The 19,787-nt window shown below is 45.3% G+C and carries 22 protein-coding genes; 6 read left to right on the top strand and 16 right to left on the bottom strand.

Features of this window, described 5'->3' with window-relative positions; translation table 11 throughout:
• Positions 1-532: 532 nt before the first annotated feature.
• Positions 533-928, bottom strand: a complete 396-nt coding sequence (locus G519_RS0140850; protein WP_051254228.1) for an ArpU family phage packaging/lysis transcriptional regulator — start codon at positions 926-928, stop codon at positions 533-535.
• 164 nt (positions 929-1,092) lie between these two features.
• Here G519_RS0140850 and G519_RS0140845 point away from each other — a divergent pair, with 164 nt between their 5' ends.
• From G519_RS0140845 to pdxR, 4 genes are all read left to right on the top strand, one after another.
• A complete protein-coding gene (locus G519_RS0140845) occupies positions 1,093-1,500 on the top strand; it encodes a helix-turn-helix domain-containing protein (RefSeq protein WP_029199437.1) in 408 nt (135 codons plus the stop codon).
• Between the two features lie 212 nt (positions 1,501-1,712).
• Entirely contained in the window at positions 1,713-2,228 is a 516-nt protein-coding gene (locus G519_RS47100) for an ImmA/IrrE family metallo-endopeptidase (RefSeq protein WP_161632993.1), read from the top strand.
• Positions 2,221-2,595: a hypothetical protein gene (locus G519_RS47095; RefSeq protein ID WP_051254224.1), complete on the top strand. Its 375-nt coding sequence runs from the start codon at positions 2,221-2,223 to the stop codon at positions 2,593-2,595. Before G519_RS47100 ends, G519_RS47095 begins: the two co-directional genes overlap by 8 nt.
• A 326-nt stretch (positions 2,596-2,921) precedes the next feature.
• Positions 2,922-4,355, top strand: a complete 1,434-nt coding sequence (gene pdxR, locus G519_RS0140830; protein WP_029199436.1) for a MocR-like pyridoxine biosynthesis transcription factor PdxR — start codon at positions 2,922-2,924, stop codon at positions 4,353-4,355.
• Between the two features lie 99 nt (positions 4,356-4,454).
• On the opposite strand, the gene G519_RS0140825 is transcribed toward pdxR, so the two are convergent.
• From G519_RS0140825 to G519_RS51020, 10 genes are all read right to left on the bottom strand, one after another.
• Entirely contained in the window at positions 4,455-5,033 is a 579-nt protein-coding gene (locus tag G519_RS0140825) for an SCO family protein (RefSeq protein WP_029199435.1), read from the bottom strand.
• A 24-nt stretch (positions 5,034-5,057) separates the two neighbouring features.
• On the bottom strand, positions 5,058-5,360 hold the full coding sequence (locus G519_RS0140820; RefSeq protein WP_036635930.1) for a c-type cytochrome: 303 nt from the start codon (positions 5,358-5,360) through the stop codon (positions 5,058-5,060).
• A 78-nt stretch (positions 5,361-5,438) separates the two neighbouring features.
• Positions 5,439-5,846, bottom strand: coding sequence for a FixH family protein (locus G519_RS47090; RefSeq protein ID WP_051254222.1), 408 nt, complete (start codon positions 5,844-5,846; stop codon positions 5,439-5,441).
• A gap of 24 nt (positions 5,847-5,870) precedes the next feature.
• Positions 5,871-6,749 carry a heme o synthase gene (gene cyoE / locus G519_RS0140810; protein WP_029199433.1) on the bottom strand — a complete coding sequence of 293 codons (879 nt, stop codon included), beginning with the start codon at positions 6,747-6,749 and terminating at the stop codon, positions 5,871-5,873.
• Positions 6,746-7,072: a cytochrome o ubiquinol oxidase subunit IV gene (cyoD, locus tag G519_RS0140805; protein ID WP_029199432.1), complete on the bottom strand. Its 327-nt coding sequence runs from the start codon at positions 7,070-7,072 to the stop codon at positions 6,746-6,748. Before cyoD ends, cyoE begins: the two co-directional genes overlap by 4 nt.
• Complete coding sequence (gene cyoC / locus G519_RS0140800; RefSeq protein WP_029199431.1) at positions 7,073-7,699, bottom strand: cytochrome o ubiquinol oxidase subunit III; 627 nt, start codon at positions 7,697-7,699, stop codon at positions 7,073-7,075.
• The gene (locus G519_RS0140795) at positions 7,699-9,678 is read right to left on the bottom strand and encodes a cbb3-type cytochrome c oxidase subunit I (protein WP_029199430.1); all 1,980 of its coding nucleotides are present in this window, start codon (positions 9,676-9,678) and stop codon (positions 7,699-7,701) included. The genes cyoC and G519_RS0140795 overlap by 1 nt, the downstream gene beginning before the upstream one ends.
• Positions 9,679-9,713: 35 nt before the next feature.
• Complete coding sequence (cyoA, locus tag G519_RS0140790) at positions 9,714-10,622, bottom strand: ubiquinol oxidase subunit II (RefSeq protein ID WP_029199429.1); 909 nt, start codon at positions 10,620-10,622, stop codon at positions 9,714-9,716.
• Positions 10,623-10,857: 235 nt separating this feature from the next.
• The gene (locus G519_RS47085; RefSeq protein WP_036635923.1) at positions 10,858-12,363 is read right to left on the bottom strand and encodes an aminotransferase class I/II-fold pyridoxal phosphate-dependent enzyme; all 1,506 of its coding nucleotides are present in this window, start codon (positions 12,361-12,363) and stop codon (positions 10,858-10,860) included.
• A 72-nt stretch (positions 12,364-12,435) separates the two neighbouring features.
• A complete protein-coding gene (locus G519_RS51020; protein ID WP_154669681.1) occupies positions 12,436-12,588 on the bottom strand; it encodes a beta/alpha barrel domain-containing protein in 153 nt (50 codons plus the stop codon).
• A 272-nt stretch (positions 12,589-12,860) separates the two neighbouring features.
• Between G519_RS51020 and hisC the strand changes: the two genes are divergently transcribed.
• Positions 12,861-13,970: a histidinol-phosphate transaminase gene (gene hisC, locus G519_RS0140775; protein ID WP_029199428.1), complete on the top strand. Its 1,110-nt coding sequence runs from the start codon at positions 12,861-12,863 to the stop codon at positions 13,968-13,970.
• Between the two features lie 184 nt (positions 13,971-14,154).
• On the opposite strand, the gene ppnP is transcribed toward hisC, so the two are convergent.
• The 4 genes from ppnP to G519_RS0140755 form a co-directional block, all read right to left on the bottom strand.
• Positions 14,155-14,472: a pyrimidine/purine nucleoside phosphorylase gene (gene ppnP / locus G519_RS0140770; RefSeq protein WP_029199427.1), complete on the bottom strand. Its 318-nt coding sequence runs from the start codon at positions 14,470-14,472 to the stop codon at positions 14,155-14,157.
• A 69-nt stretch (positions 14,473-14,541) separates the two neighbouring features.
• Positions 14,542-16,563 carry a transketolase gene (tkt, locus tag G519_RS0140765; protein WP_029199426.1) on the bottom strand — a complete coding sequence of 674 codons (2,022 nt, stop codon included), beginning with the start codon at positions 16,561-16,563 and terminating at the stop codon, positions 14,542-14,544.
• Positions 16,564-16,752: 189 nt separating this feature from the next.
• Positions 16,753-17,652, bottom strand: coding sequence for a formyltetrahydrofolate deformylase (gene purU / locus G519_RS0140760; protein WP_051254220.1), 900 nt, complete (start codon positions 17,650-17,652; stop codon positions 16,753-16,755).
• Between the two features lie 66 nt (positions 17,653-17,718).
• Positions 17,719-18,846, bottom strand: coding sequence for a deoxyribonuclease IV (locus G519_RS0140755; RefSeq protein ID WP_029199424.1), 1,128 nt, complete (start codon positions 18,844-18,846; stop codon positions 17,719-17,721).
• Positions 18,847-19,012: 166 nt separating this feature from the next.
• On the opposite strand from G519_RS0140755, the gene G519_RS0140750 reads away from it, so the two are divergent.
• On the top strand, positions 19,013-19,441 hold the full coding sequence (locus tag G519_RS0140750) for a DUF2621 domain-containing protein (protein WP_029199423.1): 429 nt from the start codon (positions 19,013-19,015) through the stop codon (positions 19,439-19,441).
• A gap of 59 nt (positions 19,442-19,500) precedes the next feature.
• On the opposite strand, the gene G519_RS0140745 is transcribed toward G519_RS0140750, so the two are convergent.
• Positions 19,501-19,787 (bottom strand): IS3 family transposase (locus G519_RS0140745; protein ID WP_029196541.1); only part of this gene is annotated, 287 nt, incomplete at its 5' end.

Raw genomic sequence — 19,787 nt, 5'->3', positions numbered from 1 at the left:
AAAACATCGTTACAGCTCACCATCCAGTCGTTTCCGCCTCTTTGTCTCATCGGTAAGCATGTTTTACATCGTCTCAGCGCCGATCTTACCGCCGGAGCCTTAAGTAACAATGTAAAACATCGTTACAGCATTTCACTCCAGCATTCCCATTTACTAAAAATCCTTAAGGGTGAGTGAGTAAGTGATTGGGTGATTTCGGTGATGGGTGAGTCGGTAAGTGAAGTCTGAGTCCATAAATGTTTTGAAATTCAAAACATTTTTTTCTTTTTAAAACATACACTGCCTAATAGAACTAACTACCACTCGTTTCACTCCTTCCATTCGTCCCCTAAGCAGTCCTCACAGATCTGCTCGATCCGGACATTATCCCTTGCATCCTGTTCAGCATAATCACCTCCCTCTTTACTCTACACTACGATCTTACCACACCAATATTTGGGTAAAACGCCAACAATCGGCCAACTAATTCTCATCTTGAACAGCTTCTTTATTTCCATCTGTTATTAGCTATCGAAATACTCCAACAGGCACGTCACTGAGATACTTCCAACCGCAGCATATACGCCAGTTTTGCGATTGCCTTTGCCTTTACCCTGCGATACGTGCGCTCACTCATATTCAATTCATGAAACAGCATGAAATCGAATTGCTTATCTTTTTGCAAATAACGTTTGCGAATAATTTCCTGTTCGTCTACTTCTAAGATGGATAGGGCATGTTCACACTCTGAATTCAACTTTACCATCAGATCCTCAGTCTCAGTCTTGTGCTCAGTAGGATTTTCCATTTCCAAAATCGCTCCGCTCTCTCTCCGCAAAGCCCCCATCAACCTGTACATCCTAACCGTTTCAAGCACATCTTCCACCCGCTTGCGCGTTGCCCGCCGATCAATTTGCTCTTGCTCTATATGTAAAATTCGTCCCACCATCTGTCAATCATCTCCTAAAAGTTAATGTTTTGAAATTCTAAACAAATCATAGCTCTTCTCGTTTTAAAATTCAACACAAATGTTTTGAAATTCTAAACATTTTTATTTGTTCCTCTTGTTTTTTATATCCACAACCATTTACAATAGAGAGAGGTGATGAAGCGATGAAAGATATGGTGCAATTTGGCATTCGAATTCGGGATCTGCGTAAGATGAACCATTTCTCACTTAGAGAGCTCGGTGAACGATCCGGTGTCAGTTATTCATTTATACACTCCATAGAAAATAACCGCTTCAATCCATCCAGAGAAACGGTTATCGCCTTAGCCGATGCACTTTCCAGCTCGGAGAAGGATGATCTTCTACTGCTTGCCGGGTTTGCTCCGACAGACGAAGAGGCCCTCGAAGGACCCTCTGACCCGATCCAAGCTGCAGAAATCGATGATCCTGAGGTCAGTTTATTTTTTAAAGATTTCCAAAACGCGCCTAAAGAAAAGCGAAACGAAATGCTCCGCTTCTGGAACTTCATCAAAGAGCAGCAGCAGGGTCGCAATCCAGACAGTCAACAATAACAGTGGCTTAAGTGCCAACTTGAAAACTTATCCTTTTACATAAAGCCAAGCCCTAATGGGCTTTTCTTTACCTTAAATAAACGAACATACATTCCTATAGCGAGGTGTTTGTCCTGTTCACTCACTACCAAACCACCCCTCTGGAACAATGGGTCGAGGCTTTATATCTCCAACATGAAATCACAGAGCCAGTCCAGCTTAGCATGACCAATTTGGCTGCTAAATTGCATATTTGGGTTTATGCGATGGATATGAACAGCATGGCTGTGGAGAATAACGGACAATTCAGCATCAACGTAGACCGTCGATTATCTGCCAAAGAGCAGTGGGAAGACTTCCTCCATGAGCTTTGTCATGTGCTTCGCCATTCCGGCAACCAAATGATCATGCCAGGTCGCTATGTCGATTGGCAGGAGCAGGACGCATCGGCTTTCCAGCTCTACGCGGCACTGCCCATTTCTATGCTTAAGAAACTGCCTCTGCCCGAGCAAAAAAACGAAATGATAGCCCTGCTTTCCGATGAATTTCAAGTAACCCATCGGCTTGCAGCAGCGCGTATAGAACAAATTCAACGGCGCGTCCTGCAAGGCATTTTGGATCATGAATACCAGTTATTTACACAAACCCAAGCCACCAAATACAATCCAGCCAATTGGTCCGATGAAACTCGCCTTATCATGGACAAGCTGGAACATCTGAAGCAAAAAGGGGCGCCCCCTGATGGCTAAGCTTACTGTTTTTTATGACTTCCATGAAGAGCGCATCCAGCCATTCCTCATGGCGCTGCGCTTTCGGCCTATTGAACTAGACTTTAGCAAAACTTCCCTATACGTGCCGATAAGAGCTCCTTTTCAGCAGCTCAGAATGGAAGAAATCCCCGATTTAGAGGTAGGAATAACTGTGTTACTCGAGGACCTCATCGTCAATCCAGCGCATCCTGATTGCATTGGCATCAGTCTATCTAGAATTAAACAGCGACATCTTGCGCTACTACATGACCTTCCTAACATCCAGCAATTATGGATCCGCATGAGCGACATCGAAGAGGTGCTGCAGATGGATATCCGATCATTATACAGTTGGTCTTCCGAATAGAGACGAATTAAGAAAAACGCCTCGCGGCGTCCTTGGTGTAAACCCATACTTTTGATCGTGGGGAGGGATGAATGTGGGGTTCCAACCGCTCTGAAACCCGGTAATCATATCCATTTATTCCTAATTCGCTTTTTTCATTTCATAATCCAAAACGCAATCAATTATATCCATCAATTTAAGGTCATGTATCCCATTCAAGTCAACAGATCGATAGACATTTGTCATTTTTATGTTGAAAGTTGAAGCTGGTTATGGCCTTATCAAATGTTATGATAAAAATTACAATAGTATTTCATACTATATATAAACAGGTAGAGGTGTAGATCATGTGGAAACCCGATCGTTTAAGCGGTCGAACTTTATATCAACAAATTGCTGACGATATCGAACAAAGGATCTCTTACGGCGAGTTTCCACCGGGAAGCCTGCTTCCGTCTGAAAGAAAATTAGCCGAGCAATTGGGAGTGAACCGCAGCACTGTAATCCTAGCTTATGCGGAGCTTCGTTCACTTGGAATTATAGAGAGCCGGTCCGGAAGCGGAACGCGAGTTAGTAAATATAAATGGGGAGCTACGCCAAGGCATACCCCTAACTGGCATCGGTACACAGAAGGCGGGAGCTTCTTGCCTAATTTGCCATTTTTGAGGCGTATTCGGGAGGCTCTTAGGCAAAATCCAGCATTGATTGATTATGCCAGTGGAGAACTGGCGGGGGATCTGGCTCCTGTTGAAGAAATCAATCATCTCATGAGCGAAAAACATTACACCTCCTATTTGGGTTACGACAATCCACAAGGGTACAACCCGCTCAGAGAATCGCTGGTTTCGTATTTAAAACAATATCGGGGGATTCAAACAACCGATGCTTCAATTCTCATTACATCGGGTTCCCAGCAATCTCTGTATTTAATTACACAATGTTTGCTGTCTCCCGGTGATGCAGTTGCCATTGAAGATCCTTCTTATTACTACTCATTGCCAATGTTTCAATCAGCCGGTCTTCGATTGTTCCGTCTTCCAGTCGATGATAAAGGGGTCCGACCCGAGGATATTCGATCACTTTACAAGAAACACCGGATTAAGATGGTATTTATTAACCCAAATTATCAAAACCCAACTGGCCATGTACTGGATGATGAACGTCGTATTGAATTGCTTGATGTTGCAAGTGAACTAGGCCTTCCCATTGTAGAGGATGATCCCTTTAGCCTGACAGCTTATGACGGGACTCCACCGATGCCGCTCAAATCCATTGATCCTATTGGCTCGGTCCTTTATATCGGCTCTTTATCCAAAATCGCGGCGTCAGGGCTGCGTGTTGGGTGGATGGTCGCTCCCCATGCCGTAGTAGAGAGGCTGGCCGATGCCCGACAACAGATGGATTTCGGACTTAGTGTCGTTCCCCAGAAGGTTGCTTCGCAGTTCTTAAAGTCTCCCTATTTCCAGCCTCATTTGGAGCGTTTGAGGATGCATCTGCTCTATAAACGGGATTTGTTGATTGAGGCACTCCATAAAGAATTGCCGGACCTGGTCAGCTTTGCGATTCCTCAAGGAGGCTTGCACCTATGGTGCAAAATTATCCCTGAGGTGAATGATAACAAGCTGTTGGAAGAAGCCATCCGAAGGGGCGTTATTATGGTACCCGGCAGCGTCTACGGTTCAGACTCCGGTTATGTGCGATTTACTTTTGCAAGACCAAGTGCAGAAGAAATTGGTCCGGGAATCGCCAAATTTGCAGCCGCTCTTCGAAGCGTATTGTAATCTTCTAATTGGCTGCTTAATTAAAATTAGGGTTGTCCCATGAATCGTGTAGTTTACGATAGATGGGACAACCCTTTGTTTCGATAACGATAGAATTCCCTATTGCTGCAAAACCTTTACATCTTTTATGATTTTGTCGTATGGAACATCCAGCATTCCGTCATACTTGGCTACGACTATTCCTGATTGATCCACCAGATAAAAAGAAGTGCCGTGAATGACTTGATCGGAGCTGGTATCCTTAGCAATAGGCGATTTAAATGAACGTAAAACAAATGTTTTGATTACATCAAAATCGTAGCCGGTTAACGCATGCCAGTTCGTAAAGTCGGCATCAAATTTTTGCAGATAGCTTTTTAAAGCCGCCGGGTCGTCCTGCTCCGGATCAACAGAGAAGGAAACCAATTCCACCTTCGCTCCGGCCTCTTTTAATCGTTCTTGAAGATTAGCCATATTGGCCGTCATGGTTGGACATACGGTAGCACAATGGGTAAAAACAAAATTTGCAATCCACACCTTTTCTTTTAAATCTGATAGTCCGACCGGTTTCTCATCCTGATTGGTATACTCAAAGGGCTGGACCGGAATATGAAGCTGATTAGGCTTGCCGCTGCCGCATGCTGTTACAAGAAACAATATCGCCAAATTTATTAAGGAGCACATAACTGCTTTCTTCACCTGCAACACCTTCTTTTGTCTATATCAGTTTTTCGCAAGCCATTGCGCCAAAACCCCAATTTCCTCGGCACTTAATATCTTTTTGAACGAAGGCATGCCCCTTCCTCCATCATGCACGATATCCATCAACTGCTGGTCTGATAGCCTGATGCCAATCTTCTGCAAGCTTGGACCTACTTTACCGCTTAAATCAACACCGTGACAGGAAATACATCGCTTTTTATACAGTGCAACTGCTTCGGCATCTTCAGGTGTGGCTGAGCTCGAAACCATTAATCGATCATTATTTCCTTGACTGCATGCGGATAAAAGAAAAATAATCATCATAAAAAGTAAACAACCTTTTCCACTCAAAGCATTCCCCTGCCTCTCCAACAGTTTGGAATCCTTAATCAGACTCATTTGTCATTTCGACTTAACAGCTCCAACGACCAGTTCCTTTTTGGGCATGACATGCATATCTCTGGCAGTTACATGGGCAATGACATAATAAACCCCTTCTTCAGAAAATGTTCGGCTGATGGGATAAATTCCCCCTCGGTCATGAGCCACTTTGATTTTCTCATGCTTGTTATTGCCTTCTTTCCAAATTTCAATTTCCACTTCTTGGGCATCTTCTACTGGCTTGGAGCCTTGTGTAACATGTGCTTCTATTTGAACAGGCTGACCTAGTTGAATCGTTTCAGGAGATGATATGATCACAACATGTACCAAATCGGCAACTTCATTAGACTCAGATGGAGGGCTTGAACAACCTGCGATCAGCAAGAGGCTAGCAACTGCTAACCCCAACAGAAGCAACGATCTCTTCATTTTTAAATATCCTCCTGCTTTCAGTTAGAATGGTCGGCCCGGCGTATCTAGGATCATAAGGAAAAACACCACCATCAAGTAATTCACCGAAATCAAAAAATTCGTTTTGGCCCAGCGTTCAGTATCCATCGTTGTTCTTCCCCGCAGCGTATGCCATAACCAAACGATGCTTGCCAACAAAGACACAATTAGGAAAACTGCCCCGGTATAATCATACATATATAAAAGGATAACAGTCGGAAATAACAGCGCAACATAGGGGATCATTTGCAGCTTGGTGCGTCCTATCCCTTTAAGGACCGGCAGAAGCGGAAAGCCTGCTGCTCTATACTCCTCAACGCGCCGAATGGCAAGTGACCAGAAGTGAGCAGGCTGCCATAGAAACAATAATGAAAACAAGAGCAGAGCGCCCGTATCAACCTCATTTGTATAGGCACAATAACCGATCACTGGTGGTATGGCGCCAGACATCCCTCCAATGGATGTGCTCCAAGTCGAAGTTCGCTTCAGCCACATCGTATAAATAACGATGTAGACGAACATCCCGATCAGTCCTAACCAGCCGCACAACACATTTACTTTCCAAAACAAGATGGCTTCTCCAGCTATCCCAAGTGTCAGAGCATAGATGACTACGTCTCTTGTCTTCAGTCTGCCGGTTGCAAGAGGCCGCTCTTTGGTTCGATTCATCTTCTGGTCAAGCTTGTAATCCCAAATATTATTAAACACACATGAAGCCGCCATCGTTAAGGCCGTTCCAAGCAGCGTCCATACCAATAAGCTCCACTCCACCATCCATTTGGAGGCAAGCCAATAGCCTCCAAATGCGGCAAAGAGATTCAGTTGAAGGATTCTCGGCTTCGTTAACTGAATCCAGTCAGCGAATAAACCTGTACGGCTCATAAAGCCACCATATTGTACAGCATGATCCACATCGAGCCGGCGACGATAACCAACAGAATAACCAAACCGAGAAGCAAGGAGAACAGGTTATAACGAGGTTTCTTCTCCTCACGCAGATGCATGAAAAAGATCAGCTGTACAGCCAATTGCAGAACGGCTGCCGTCATCAGCACAACCGCATTGCTTACTCCCTCTAGCCAGCCATTCATCACAATGGCGATTGGAATCATCGTTAGAACGATGGAGCATAGAAAGCCAATCGTATACGTTTTGAACGAACCGTGCACTTCCGCTGTCGTATGGACCGATTCAACCTGCGCCATCTAGCTCACCCCCATTAAATAAACAACCGTGAACACGAAAATCCAGACCACATCAAGGAAATGCCAGAACAAGCTGATCACATTGACTTTACGCTTAGTTACAGGCGTGATGCCCTTCCTAGATAGCTGAATCATCACACCAACCATCCAGACCAATCCAACCAGTACATGCAGGCCATGAGTACCCACCAGCGTATAAAATGCCGATAAAAAGGCACTTGAACCCATTGTAGCGCCTTCATGCACCAGATGAATAAACTCGTTGATTTCTAGCCCGATGAAGATTGCGCCGAGCAATACGGTAATACCCAGCCAGCCGATCAGGGCTTGTCGTTTCCCTCTATTCATGGCCAATAGCGCCAACCCGCATGTATAGCTGCTTGTGAGCAAAATGAACGTACTCGCGATCACTCCGCCAATCTCGAACAGCTCGGCTGGCCCCGGACCGCCGTTGGTATTCCCCCGAAGCACAATATAAGTTGCAAAAAAAGTTCCGAATAAAATAACATCGGTCATCAGATAGATCCAGAATCCGAACGTTCGCATTTCCTCCATATCCGGATGAGCATGATGCTCCGAATGCGATTCGGGTGGATACGCCTGCCCCGAGACATTTGATTGCGCCATTAGCTTGTCACCTTTCTTATCACAGCTTCTGTTCGTTCAATTTCATCCACTGGGATGTAATAATCGGTATCATAATTGAAGGAGTGGACAATCATACACACCGCTACGCCGACCAATCCCGGTATCGTTAACCAAAGCCAATGAAACACGAACCCAAAACCGGTCATAAACCAAAAAGCTGACATAATAATGGGTATGGCGGAATCTTTGGGCATATGGATCGGCTCCAGCTTTACAGAAGTCGGAGACTGCTGTCCGTTTTCTCTTCGCAGCTTTTCCTCCCACCATTCATCCTGCTCAGAAACTTGAGGTAACGTTGCAAAATTATAGTGCGGTGCAGGAGATGGGATCGACCATTCCAGCGTGCGGCCATTCCACGGATCACCCGTTATGTCCCTATTGCTTCGATGGTGTTTAACGCTATGTGCAATTTGCCAAACCTGGAACAGAAAAGCCACACCCATTAAGCTTGCACCGATGGTGGAGACCAGATTCATTTCCCACCAACCCTTATCCCATCCATAGGTCGCTACCCGCCGTGTCATACCCATGAGACCAAGCACATATTGCGGCATGAAGCACAAATAGAAACCAATATTCCAGAACCAGAACGCCCATTTGCCAATGCGCTCATTCAGCTTGAAGCCAAAGAGTTTAGGCCACCAATAATACAGGCCGGCGAAATAACCAAATACGACACCGCCAATAATGACATGATGAAAATGAGCAACTAGGAAATAGCTGTTATGAAACTGAAAATCAGCAGGAGCTACCGACAGCAGCACTCCCGTCAACCCGCCCGTGACAAAGCAAGGAATAAACCCAATTGTCCAAAGCATTGGTGTTTCGAACGTGATTTTCCCCCGGAACATCGTAAACAACCAATTGAAAACCTTCGCGCCTGTAGGGATCGCAATCAACATGGTGGTCAGAGCAAAGAAAGCATTCACGTCTGCACCGGAACCCATTGTAAAGAAATGATGCGCCCACACGAGGAATGACAAAATACTGATAATCATCATGGCATATACCATTGATTTATAACCGAATAGCTTTTTCTTCGAAAAGGTAGCTACAATTTCTGAAAAAATACCAAAAGCGGGCAGCACGATAATATAGACCTCGGGATGCCCCCACATCCAAATCAGATTTATATACATCATCGGATTACCGCCGCCATCCAAGGTGAAGAAATGTGCGCCTGCGTAACGATCCAAAAAGAGGAGCGCCAGTGTTCCCGTCAAAATCGGAAATGAAAAGATAATGGCGATACAACTCGATAACACAGACCATGGGAACATGGGCATTTTCATCAGCTTCATACCAGGCGCACGCATTTTCAGAATCGTGACGATGAAGTTGATCCCGGTCATCAAGCTGCCGATCCCCGAAATCTGAATCCCCCAAATATAAAAGTCCTGCCCGGGACCCGGATTATGCATAAGCCCCGAATAAGGCGGATACGCCAACCAGCCTGCATCCGGAGAACCGCCGATCACAAAGGACATGTTGAACAACATCGCCCCTGAGAAGAATAGCCAGAAGCTTAGCGAATTGAGAAACGGAAACGCCACATCTCTCGCCCCGATCTGCAAAGGTACCATGACGTTAAACAAACCGAACATAAACGGCATGGCCATAAATAAAATCATAATGACACCATGCGTCGTAAAAATCTGATTGTAATGATCCGGAGCCAAGAAGTCGAACTCAGGCACAACTAGTTGAGCCCTCATGAGGAGTGCATCCACTCCACCTCGAAACAGCATCAGAAAGGCAGAGATGATATACATAATACCGATCTTTTTATGATCGAGACTGGTTAGCCATTCACGCCACAGCCATGTCCATTTCTTGAAATAAGTTAACACGAATACCACCAGAACGATGGTCAGAGCAATACTGACATCCGCCCCATAAATTAACGGATCTCCTGTAACAAAAAAATCCGCTGCGAAGCTTTTTACTTTCTCCCACATGGCAACTCTCTCCTTACTACTCAATTCCAAGCCTGTTATTTTTCAATCTGAATCTTTTGAATGTCTTTCCACGACAAGCCATGATTATGCGATGAAGCATACTTGGTGACCGTCATCTCAAACAACCCTTCTGGAAAAGCGGAAAATGACTTCACTTCTGACGCTGCCGGCTCTGCCAACTTTTTATAGCCATCCAGCGTTAGCTCAGGTGAAGCAGCTTTCACTTTTTTTACCCATTGGTCAAAATCCTCCTGCGTGGTAGACTCTACGTTAAAATACATCTTGGCAAAATCTTTTCCCGTAAAATTTGCGCCTGATCCCCAGTACTTCCCCGGCTCATTGGCTTGTAAATATAGCGTCATGGCCATTCCGGACATCGCGTACATCTGACCGCCAAGCTGTGGAATCCAGAAGGAGTTCATTGGAGAATCCGCTGTGATCTCAAATCGGATGGGAACCCCCTCCGGGATTTTCAGTTCATTCACTGTTGCAATCCCCTGCTCCGGGTATTGGAACAACCATTTCCAATCCAATGAAGTCACCTGAATAGTCATGGCTTTTTGTTCTGACTCCAAAGGCTTGGACGGCTCAAGGGCATAGGTAGCCTGTACCGTAATCACCGCCAGCGTTAAAATAACGATGATCGGAATTCCCCACCAGATAGTCTCCAGTTTGGTACTGTGCTCCCAAGTTGGCGTGTATTTGGCATTCCTTCCTTTCTTATCGCGGTAACGCCAAATAATGAATGCCGTAAGAATTAAAACAGGCACAATAACGATGCAGCACAATAAGGTTGAAATAAGCATTAAATCCCGTTGTTGTTCAGCAATGGGTCCTTTGGGATTCAGCACAACGATGTTTTCTGCGCACCCTGTGGTTATTAATACCAGAATTACCAGCATGTAAAATAGTCCCATCCATCGAAGCATTTTGTGTACATTCATATTTCTCAGCTCCTATCAACTTACATTCTGACTTGAATCATGTTTCACTTTATAAGAGAGAGCTGGATGTGTCACCAACCGTTGGCCAAGATATCCAACCGACCATGTTCAATGAAATGCTACAAATACGACAAGGTTTAGACATATAAAAACTCTTCAATTAGAAATGAAGAGTAGTAAGGAAAAGTTTTTTATGTTTCGTGGTGCTTCCCAAAAGTTCATACAATAACACTTCTTAATCGGGGATTACATATCTGCTTGTTTGCGAAAGTATCTCCTGCTGTGTAGTGACCACGACCCTAATTTTTTGAATACTTGGGTCCTCCGGTCCTTTAACGGGGAGACCTGCTTCCAGATGCAGCTTGATATAGTCAATGATTTCCTGGGATATCATCTGTCCCGGCATTAATATGGGAATACCCGGGGGATACACATAAATGAATTCTGCGATCACTCGTCCACAAGATTGCTGAAAGAAAGCTTTTTCTGTATCCGCATAGAAAGCATCTCTGGGTGACAATACAAATCGCGTTGCCTCAGGAACCATCGGTGGAACGAGGTCTTGGTCCTCCTCTTTTGGGTTGAAGGCGGCGGACATTCGCCACAACGCGTGAAGCAGCAGGTTCACTTCCTGCTCTGAGTCTCCCAACGTGATTAGACACAAAATATTGGTAAGATCGCTAAGCTCGACCTCAATCCTGTCATTGGCCCGCAGCCATTGTTCAGCCTCATATCCGGAGATGCCCAGCTGCCCAAGATGAATACAGAGCTTCGTAGGATCATAATGGAAAACACCTCTTGCTTTGAGTATCTCATCTCCATAGCAGTAGAACCCTGGAATCTCATTGATCTGGCGACGGGCATACTGGGCTAAGCTTATCGTTTTCTCGGCAAGCGTTTGCCCATTCACAGCCAATTGCCTTCGGGCCGTATCCAAGGAAGCAAGCAGCAAATATGATGTCGAGGTTGTCGTCAGCATACTCATTAGAGTACGAATCCTCTCTATACTTACCCGATTGCCCTTCACATTTAAAATCGAGCTCTGAGTCAGCGAACCGCCAAGCTTATGAACGCTAGTTGCCGCCATATCTGCACCCGCCTGCATCGCCGATAGGGGAAGATCCTCATGAAAGTGGATAAGCGTGCCGTGTGCTTCGTCCACAAGAACAGGGATTCCATAGCTGTGAACAAGTTCGACCATTTCAAGCAAATCGATGCTTGTTCCATAATAGGTCGGATTGATAATAAGAACGGCTTTCACATCCGAATTCTGCTCCAACGCTTGCAACACCGATTTTGTTGTCACTCCATGCTCGATACCAAGTCTGTCATCCTTTTCCGGCGAAACCCATACAGGGATGGCTCCTGCAAAAATAACGGCCGACAAAATGGATTTATGAGCATTTCGAGGTATTATGATTTTGTCTCCAGGTGAACAGACCGACATGATCATGGTCATGATAGCCCCTGTTGTGCCTTGTATGGAAAACAACGTATAGTCTGCGCCAAATGCATCTGCCGCGAGCTGTTCAGCTTCGCGAATCACGCCTGACGGCTGATGCAAATCATCAAGCGGAACTATATTGATAAGATCAATCGATAAAGCGTTATCTCCTACAAAGGCCCGAAATTCGGGGTCCATTCCTTTCCCTTTTTTATGACCTGGAATATGAAAAGGCAGCGGGTCGCTTGCTGCGTGCTGCACTAATGCCGTAAACAACGGTGTCTTCTGATGATCCATAGTGTTCTTTCCTTTCAACGAACGGGTTGGTCATAGTTGGTGCTTAACCCTTAAATATCTTCATAAATAAAGCTATTCCGTAACCGCTTCGACACATTCACGTGCCAGTTTGGTTATTGCTATATAATTTCCTGCTTCAATCCACTGCTTATTCACCAGATTACCGCCCATGCCTACTGCGAAAGCACCTGCAGCTATAATCTCGCGAAGGTTTACTACATTCATCTTGTTCAACTCCCTATCGACTCTAGTAACCAAAATCTTGATAAATGACGGATTGCACAAATGTCTTGTTTCAAATTGATCGTAATAGATTAATGTTCATGCGTAACCATCCATTTCGTTTCTTTTGTCGCCAACCATTAAATATCAACAAAGCTCATATTAACTGGATTGGTAGAAAGAACACGGATTGGATGGTTACTTTGCAGCTAGGAGGACTTACATTACAAATAAGCAGGCGTTGTCAAAGGAATTTATAAAGGAGGAGATTTGTTATGTCTGAAATCATTGAAGTCCAAGCACGAAAGACACTTCAAAACATTACCCCCTATCCCCCGGGAAAGCCCATTTGGGAGCTTCAAAGCGAGCAGGGTTTATCCAAAGTCGTCAAGTTGGCCTCAAATGAGAATCCATTGGGACCTTCCCCCAAAGCATTGGAAGCCATTGTGTGTTCTTTATCGGACATTCACCGCTATCCCGATTCAAGTACCTCGAACCTGCGACAGCTAATTGCCGTGAAACTCGGCATGGGAGCGGATAATTTCATCATCAGTAATGGCGGGGATGAATTGATCACACTTGTATCGGAGGCCTTTCTGGAGCCTGGCGATGAAATCATCGTACCCTCACCGTCATTTAGCGAATATGAATTCGGAGCGCATCTTATGGGCGCGAATATCGTTACCGTACCACTTGGGGAGATATATTCGTTTGATATTGATGCCATAGTAAACGCGGTTACTGAACAAACCAAGATGATTTGCATCTGTTCGCCTAACAACCCAACCGGCACCTATTTATCAAAATCCGTCTTGCATCATCTGCTAGACGTGCTGCCCAAACATATTCTTGTGCTGTTTGATGCAGCATACAGTCAATATGCTGATGCTGACGACTACACAGATGGATTAGAATTTGTTCGTGCCGGATATCCGATTGTTGTCCTTCAGACTTTCTCCAAAATATACGGTTTGGCAGGACTGAGAGTTGGGTTTGGAGCAGCTCCAGAGTCCATCATCCAGCAAATTCTCAAGGTCAAGGAACCTTTTAATGTTAATACATTGGCTCAGGCCGCCGCGGCAGCTGCTCTTCATGATGTTGAACACGTACACTTGTCATTACAAATAAATAGACAAGGCAAGAATCAGCTATACCTTTCATTCCGAGAACTTCGTCTCCCCTTTATTGAAAGCATGAGTAACTTTGTACTAGTTGAACTTGGTCCGGATGCCAAATCTATTTACGAGCAATTGTTGACGAAAGGAATCATTGTTCGTTACGGAGGACTATGGAAGCTTCCTCACCATATTCGCGTTTCAGTGGGAACAGAAGAAGAAAATTCGACCTTTATTCAAAGGCTTTCCGAAATTTTGAAACTGACGTAGTAGCCCGAGTAGGCGTGACGAGGCTCATGACAATGACGTTGGAGATAGCGAAGGTATTATTAGAAGCAGCACATCTTAACCTTTATCCGCCTTGCTATTTTACAAAAAAATCCCATACATCCATTGAACATTTTGTCCAATAGATGTATGGGATTCTTTGTCGGGAGGTTAGCCCCCCCATATTTTACTCATGAATATAAGAGCAAATATAATCGCTAACTGTTTTCACTTCAAGCTTGAATTTTGCATTGGCGGGAACTGTGAATTCACCTTGCCCACTGATGGTAATCCATTCGCTGCTGCCTGGAAGCAATACGTTCAGCTCACCAGCTTGGATTTCCATGATTTCTTTTACATCGGTTCCGAATTCGTACTCGCCCGGCAGCAAAATGCCGAGTGTTTTTTTGGTGCCATCGGCGAATTGAACGGTGCGGCTAGTCACTTTACCGTCGAAATAAACGTTGGCTTTCGTTAATACGGTTACATTTTCAAAGCTAGACATGGTCATTGGTTCCCCCTCTAAAATAAATGCCAAGCCCACGAGAGGTGGGCTGTGGCTGCTTTCAATTCATTAAGACAATAGAGCTTTCACTCTAGCTGCTACGTTCTCTGGGTAGAATCCGTACTCTTTGAGAACCAAATCCCCTGGTGCGGATGCTCCAAATGTAGTGATGCCGAGGATGGAGCCTTGGTCGCCAACATAACGTTCCCAACCAAGCGGGTAAGCCATCTCTACAGCTAGACGCTTCTTCACTTCCGGCAGAATGACGGAGTCTTTGTATTCTTGGGACTGTTTCTCGAACAGCTCCAAGCTTGGCAAGCTTACGACACGAACGTTAATGCCATCGGCTTCAAGAAGCTTTTGCGCCGCGACAGCCAATTGTACTTCGGAGCCTGTTGCCAGAATTTGTGCAACTGGCTTGCCATTTGTAGCGTCGGATACAACGTATCCGCCTTTGCTTAGGTTTTCTTTTGCGCCTTGGACAGTTCCTTCAAGGATCGGCAGGTTTTGACGAGTCAATACGAGCGCAACTGGCCCTTTAGCCCCAGAAATCGCATAACGCCATGCTTCCGATGTTTCGTTCCCATCAGCAGGGCGAATAACGGTGATGCCCGGAATGACGCGAAGCGCAGGCAATTGTTCAACCGGTTCATGTGTCGGTCCATCTTCACCAACAGCGATGCTGTCATGTGTTAGAACGTAGATCACCGGAAGCTGCATAAGAGCTGCAAGACGAATCGATGCGCGCAGGTAATCGGAGAATACGAAGAAGGTAGCCCCGTATATTTTAACTCCGCCATGCAGAGCCATACCGTTCATCGCTGTACCCATACCGAATTCACGAACACCAAACCATACGTTGCGACCTGCGTAGTTGCTGGCACTGTAATTGGATTCGCCTTTGATCATGGTGTTGTTCGAGCTTGCTAGATCCGCAGAACCGCCGATCAATTGCGGCAATTTAGGTGCAATCGCGTTGATTGCATTACCGGAAGCAACACGAGTCGCCATAGGCTTGTCTGACGTGCTGTAAACCGGAAGATCTGAATCCCAGCCAGCTGGCAATTCATTGCTCACAGCCGCGCTGAACTGTTTACCCAATTCCGGGTATGCTTTGATGTAGTCATTCAACAGGTTGCTCCAAGCTTGTTCAGCTGCAGCGCCTTCTTTTTGAATTTCTGCATAGTGCGCTCTAACTTCGTCCGGAACTAAGAAGTCCGGCTCCTCAGGCCAGCCGTAAGCTTGCTTCGTCAGCTTCACTTCTTCGCCGCCAAGCGGAGATCCGTGAGGTCCAACGTGGCCGCCTTTGCCGCCTTTGTTCGGGCTGCCGAAACCGATTGTCGTTTTCACTTCAATCAATGTTGGGCGCGCCCCATCAGCTTTCGCTTCAGCAATGGCTTTGGAAATCGCCGCAAGATCATTTTGCTCTTCTACGCGCAGCACTTGCCAGCCGTAAGCTTCGAAACGCTTCTGAACGTTCTCGGAAAATGCCATATTAAGCTCGCCATCCAGCGAGATATCATTGGAATCGTACAGCATGATTAATTTGCCCAATTTAAGATGAGCTGCCAAGGAAACGGCTTCTGATGAAACGCCTTCCATCATATCGCCATCACCACAGATTGCGTATGTATAGTGGTCGATTACAGGGAAATTCTCTTTATTATAAGTCTCTCTCAGGTGAGCTTCAGCCATGGCCATACCAACAGCCATACCAATACCTTGTCCAAGTGGACCCGTAGTTGCGTCAACACCTGCTGTATGACCGTATTCCGGATGTCCTGGGGTCTTGCTTCCCCATTGGCGGAAGTTCTTGATCTCTTCCATTGGCAGATCATATCCGCAAAGGTGAAGCAGGCTGTATAGCAGCATGGATCCGTGGCCGGCTGAAAGCACGAAGCGGTCACGATTGACCCATTTAGGATTAGATGGATTGTGCTTCATATGCTGTTTCCACAGCACGTAAGCCATTGGCGCAGCCCCCATGACCATACCTGGGTGACCTGATTTGGCTTTCTCAACGGCGTCGATACCCAAAGTACGGATCGTGTCGACCGCTAATTGTTCAATTGTTTTGTTTGTTACTGTCATTCGAAAATTCCCTCCTATATTTCTGTATTTTCGTCAATCAATGACTTGTACATACAAGTGACTATTCTCGCTTGCATTATTGTACCATTTGCTTTAAGGCTTTGCCACAATAACCCGCTAAAACATCATCAGCCTAAGCGGTCACAAGCAAATAGGCTGCATCCAGTAATGGACACAGCCTAATCTAACCTAATTAAATACTACTGTCTTGTTATTATGCACAATAATTCGATCTTCTACATGCCAAGCTACCGCTCTAGCAAGGACGATCCGTTCAATATGTCGACCGATTCTTTTCAAATCTTCGACGTTATCACGGTGGCTTACCCTTTGAACATCCTGTTCAATAATCGGGCCGCCATCTAATTCATCGGTCACATAATGTGCGGTAGCGCCGATGATTTTCACCCCACGGTTATGGGCTTGCGCATAAGGCTTCCCGCCAACAAAGGCAGGCAAGAAGGAGTGATGGATATTAATAATGCGGTTAGCGTAGTGTTTAATAAAAGAAGGAGAAACGATCTGCATATAGCGAGCCAGCACGATCGCATCAACATTGTCTCCAACGACTTCAAGCTGACGACGCTCGGCTTCCGCCTTCGTATCCGCGGTAACTGGAATATGGTAATAGGGAATTCCAAAAGGCTCGACCAGAGATTGCATGTCCGGATGGTTACTAATTACCATCGCGATATCTGCGTTGAGGTCTCCCGCGCGCCAGTGCCAAAGCAGCTCAAGCAAAGCATGATCTTCCTTCGACACGAAGATAGCGATGCGTTTCTTCTGGCTGGCAAGTGAAAGACTCCAATCCATGGAGAACTTGTCCGCAACGACAGAGAAATCCTTTCTTAATTGATCAACCCGGCGCCCAAGCTCCGTTAAATCGAACTCAATGCGGATGAAAAACATGCCGCCTTCAGGATCCATTGTGTATTGATCGGATTGCACGATATTCGCACCATATTCAAACAAAAATTGCGAGACCGCCGCGACGATTCCCGGCTGATCCGGACAAGAGATCAACATTCTAGCCCTATTCACCATTACGCTCTCCCTGCGCAATGAGTTAATTGTACTTCCCTGTTCCATGTTAATCCCCCTAATAGCTTTAACTTTCTGTAAGAAAGCTTTCTTTTTAGTTTGCTGTCATCTATATTAAGCTTTCTTGAGTATATCTTTACCAGCGAGCCAAACGATTAATCGTTGATTAATCTGCTCCTCACTAAGATCAGAGAAGAGATTTTCTTCGTGTAAAATATCATACAAACGCTCCAGCGGCTCACGTCCGTCCGCTTTCTTTGCCTTGGCATCATTTTTCAACAATTCCCATGTATTCAGAACGAAATCACGGTAATGAATCTCTTTTTTGCCTAACAAAAAGTCAATTCGCTCTACATGATCCAAGAATTCGCCGCCAAAACGTCCATTAAGATTACCTGACAGCAATGCTATTTCGGCTTCGTACATCGGACGCTGCGTTTTATCTGCTTTACCGATCCAAGGAGTCTCAAGAATCATAGGCAAATGCTGCAGCTTCTCATGGTTGGCAACGTTATTCATTGCCTCAAAGCCAATCCATCCTGAACCAAGCGGCGCATGACGGTCCTTGCTGGCTCCGCGAGGATTTTTGCTGTCATTCAAGTGAATAACACCCAGCTTCTCTAATCCGATTACTTTATCAAAATGATGCAGAACGCCATCAAGGTCGTTCACAATATCATACCCGGCGTCATGAATATGGCAAGTGTCCAGACAAACGGATAATTTGTTGTTAAACTCAACTTGTTCCATAATTTCAGCTAATTCCTCAAAGCTTCGGCCAATCTCCGTCCCTTTGCCAGCCATTGTTTCCAGCGCGATGTTCACATTCGTATCTTTAACGCCTGCAAGCACTTCATTCAGACCTTCCGCGATTCTGGCAATGCCATACTCCGCATCCTTGTCCGTGTAAGCCCCCGGATGAAGAACGATATTGCGAACGCCAATATAGTCTGTCCGACGAATTTCTTCCTGAAGAAAACGCACGGCTAACTCAAAGGTATCTTCTTTATAAGAACCTAGATTAATAATGTAGGGAGCATGTACGACGATTTCGTTCATCGCATGCTTCTCCATCACAGCTTTGCCTTCTTCGATAAATTGCTCTTCAATCGGTTTACGACGCGTATTTTGTGGGGCACCTGTGTATATCATAAATGTGGAAGAACCGTATGTGACTGCCTCTTCTGCTGCATTTAACAAGCCTTTATCTGAGAACGAAACGTGTGAGCCAATTTTGGGCATAGTGGTTAACTCCTTTTTGTGTGTCTACTACGCAACTACATAGGTATGGAAGACCAAAGTAGTTACGTCTACTACCTTTCTATTTTACTAGGATTGTCGCAAGAAATCTAGAAATAAGGTATAATTCTTAAGATATATGGATGTAGGCTAGTGAGGTGACAAATAAATGGCTAATGATTTTTTCATGTGGTTCATCATTTTCTGGGTATGTGTCCTGCTTTTGTTCATGTCCATTGGCGGTTATTTCATGTTTCGGAAGTTCCTAAAGGTGCTGCCCAAAGAAGATGGCAAATCGAAGCTGGATTGGCAAAATCACTACGTGGATAGTTCGCGGCACTTATGGACAGAGGATTCTAAAGCATTTCTTGATCAATTGGTATCCCCTGTGCCGACTGCCTTTAGAGATATTGCCAAGCATTCCATTGCAGCTCGCATTGGACAGGTTGCCTTAGAGGCTCATGCAAGTGAAGTAACGCGTGACCACTGTATTCAAGGTTACATTCTCGCAACACCGCGGCGCGACTATAAGAGCTTGACTAGCTTCCTCGAAAAGCAGCAAATTGACTATAGTGCGCATAAGCATTTGCTCCATTAAATGAAAAAAGCCATTCCGCTTTTTGGTCTTACCCCTGTCAAGTAGACAGATGAAAAAAGCTATGCTGCTAGCGCGCACCGATATTCAATCGGGGCGCGCTTTTTAAGTTTGGTTTGAAACCGTTGGTAGTTATAAAAATAAATATAATCTTCCACCGCTTGATGAATTTCAGTTCCTGATTTACACTGTTTGAGATACAACTTCTCTGACTTGAGATGCGAAAAAAAGGATTCGATGCATGCGTTATCCAGGCAGGTTGCTTTGCGAGAGTGGCTGCCTTTAACGCCGAATGCTTCTAATCGCGTGTTGTACGCCTGAGACGTATATTGGAAGCCTTGATCCGAAT

The sequence above is a fragment of the Paenibacillus alginolyticus DSM 5050 = NBRC 15375 genome (genome assembly GCF_000422905.1).
Lineage (GTDB): Bacteria > Bacillota > Bacilli > Paenibacillales > NBRC-103111 > Paenibacillus_E > Paenibacillus_E alginolyticus.
Note: the sequence above shows the minus strand (reverse complement) of the source record. Positions and strands in the feature narration are given on the sequence as shown.

Excerpts from the sequence above, each read along its gene's own strand:
- G519_RS47090 (WP_051254222.1), bottom strand. The coding sequence starts at position 5,846 with ATGAAGAGATCGTTGCTTCTGTTGGGGTTAGCAGTTGCTAGCCTCTTG.
- hisC (WP_029199428.1), top strand. The coding sequence starts at position 12,861 with ATGTCTGAAATCATTGAAGTCCAAGCACGAAAGACACTTCAAAACATT.
- G519_RS0140795 (WP_029199430.1), bottom strand. The coding sequence starts at position 9,678 with ATGTGGGAGAAAGTAAAAAGCTTCGCAGCGGATTTTTTTGTTACAGGA.
- pdxR (WP_029199436.1), top strand. The coding sequence starts at position 2,922 with ATGTGGAAACCCGATCGTTTAAGCGGTCGAACTTTATATCAACAAATT.
- G519_RS0140750 (WP_029199423.1), top strand. The coding sequence starts at position 19,013 with ATGGCTAATGATTTTTTCATGTGGTTCATCATTTTCTGGGTATGTGTC.
- cyoD (WP_029199432.1), bottom strand. The coding sequence starts at position 7,072 with ATGGCGCAGGTTGAATCGGTCCATACGACAGCGGAAGTGCACGGTTCG.
- G519_RS0140845 (WP_029199437.1), top strand. The coding sequence starts at position 1,093 with ATGAAAGATATGGTGCAATTTGGCATTCGAATTCGGGATCTGCGTAAG.
- tkt (WP_029199426.1), bottom strand. The coding sequence starts at position 16,563 with ATGACAGTAACAAACAAAACAATTGAACAATTAGCGGTCGACACGATC.
- G519_RS51020 (WP_154669681.1), bottom strand. The coding sequence starts at position 12,588 with ATGAATGTAGTAAACCTTCGCGAGATTATAGCTGCAGGTGCTTTCGCA.
- G519_RS0140820 (WP_036635930.1), bottom strand. The coding sequence starts at position 5,360 with ATGATGATTATTTTTCTTTTATCCGCATGCAGTCAAGGAAATAATGAT.
- cyoC (WP_029199431.1), bottom strand. The coding sequence starts at position 7,699 with ATGGCGCAATCAAATGTCTCGGGGCAGGCGTATCCACCCGAATCGCAT.
- G519_RS0140850 (WP_051254228.1), bottom strand. The coding sequence starts at position 928 with ATGGTGGGACGAATTTTACATATAGAGCAAGAGCAAATTGATCGGCGG.
- G519_RS47085 (WP_036635923.1), bottom strand. The coding sequence starts at position 12,363 with ATGGATCATCAGAAGACACCGTTGTTTACGGCATTAGTGCAGCACGCA.
- ppnP (WP_029199427.1), bottom strand. The coding sequence starts at position 14,472 with ATGTCTAGCTTTGAAAATGTAACCGTATTAACGAAAGCCAACGTTTAT.
- cyoE (WP_029199433.1), bottom strand. The coding sequence starts at position 6,749 with ATGAGCCGTACAGGTTTATTCGCTGACTGGATTCAGTTAACGAAGCCG.
- G519_RS47095 (WP_051254224.1), top strand. The coding sequence starts at position 2,221 with ATGGCTAAGCTTACTGTTTTTTATGACTTCCATGAAGAGCGCATCCAG.
- cyoA (WP_029199429.1), bottom strand. The coding sequence starts at position 10,622 with ATGAATGTACACAAAATGCTTCGATGGATGGGACTATTTTACATGCTG.
- purU (WP_051254220.1), bottom strand. The coding sequence starts at position 17,652 with ATGGAACAGGGAAGTACAATTAACTCATTGCGCAGGGAGAGCGTAATG.
- G519_RS0140755 (WP_029199424.1), bottom strand. The coding sequence starts at position 18,846 with ATGCCCAAAATTGGCTCACACGTTTCGTTCTCAGATAAAGGCTTGTTA.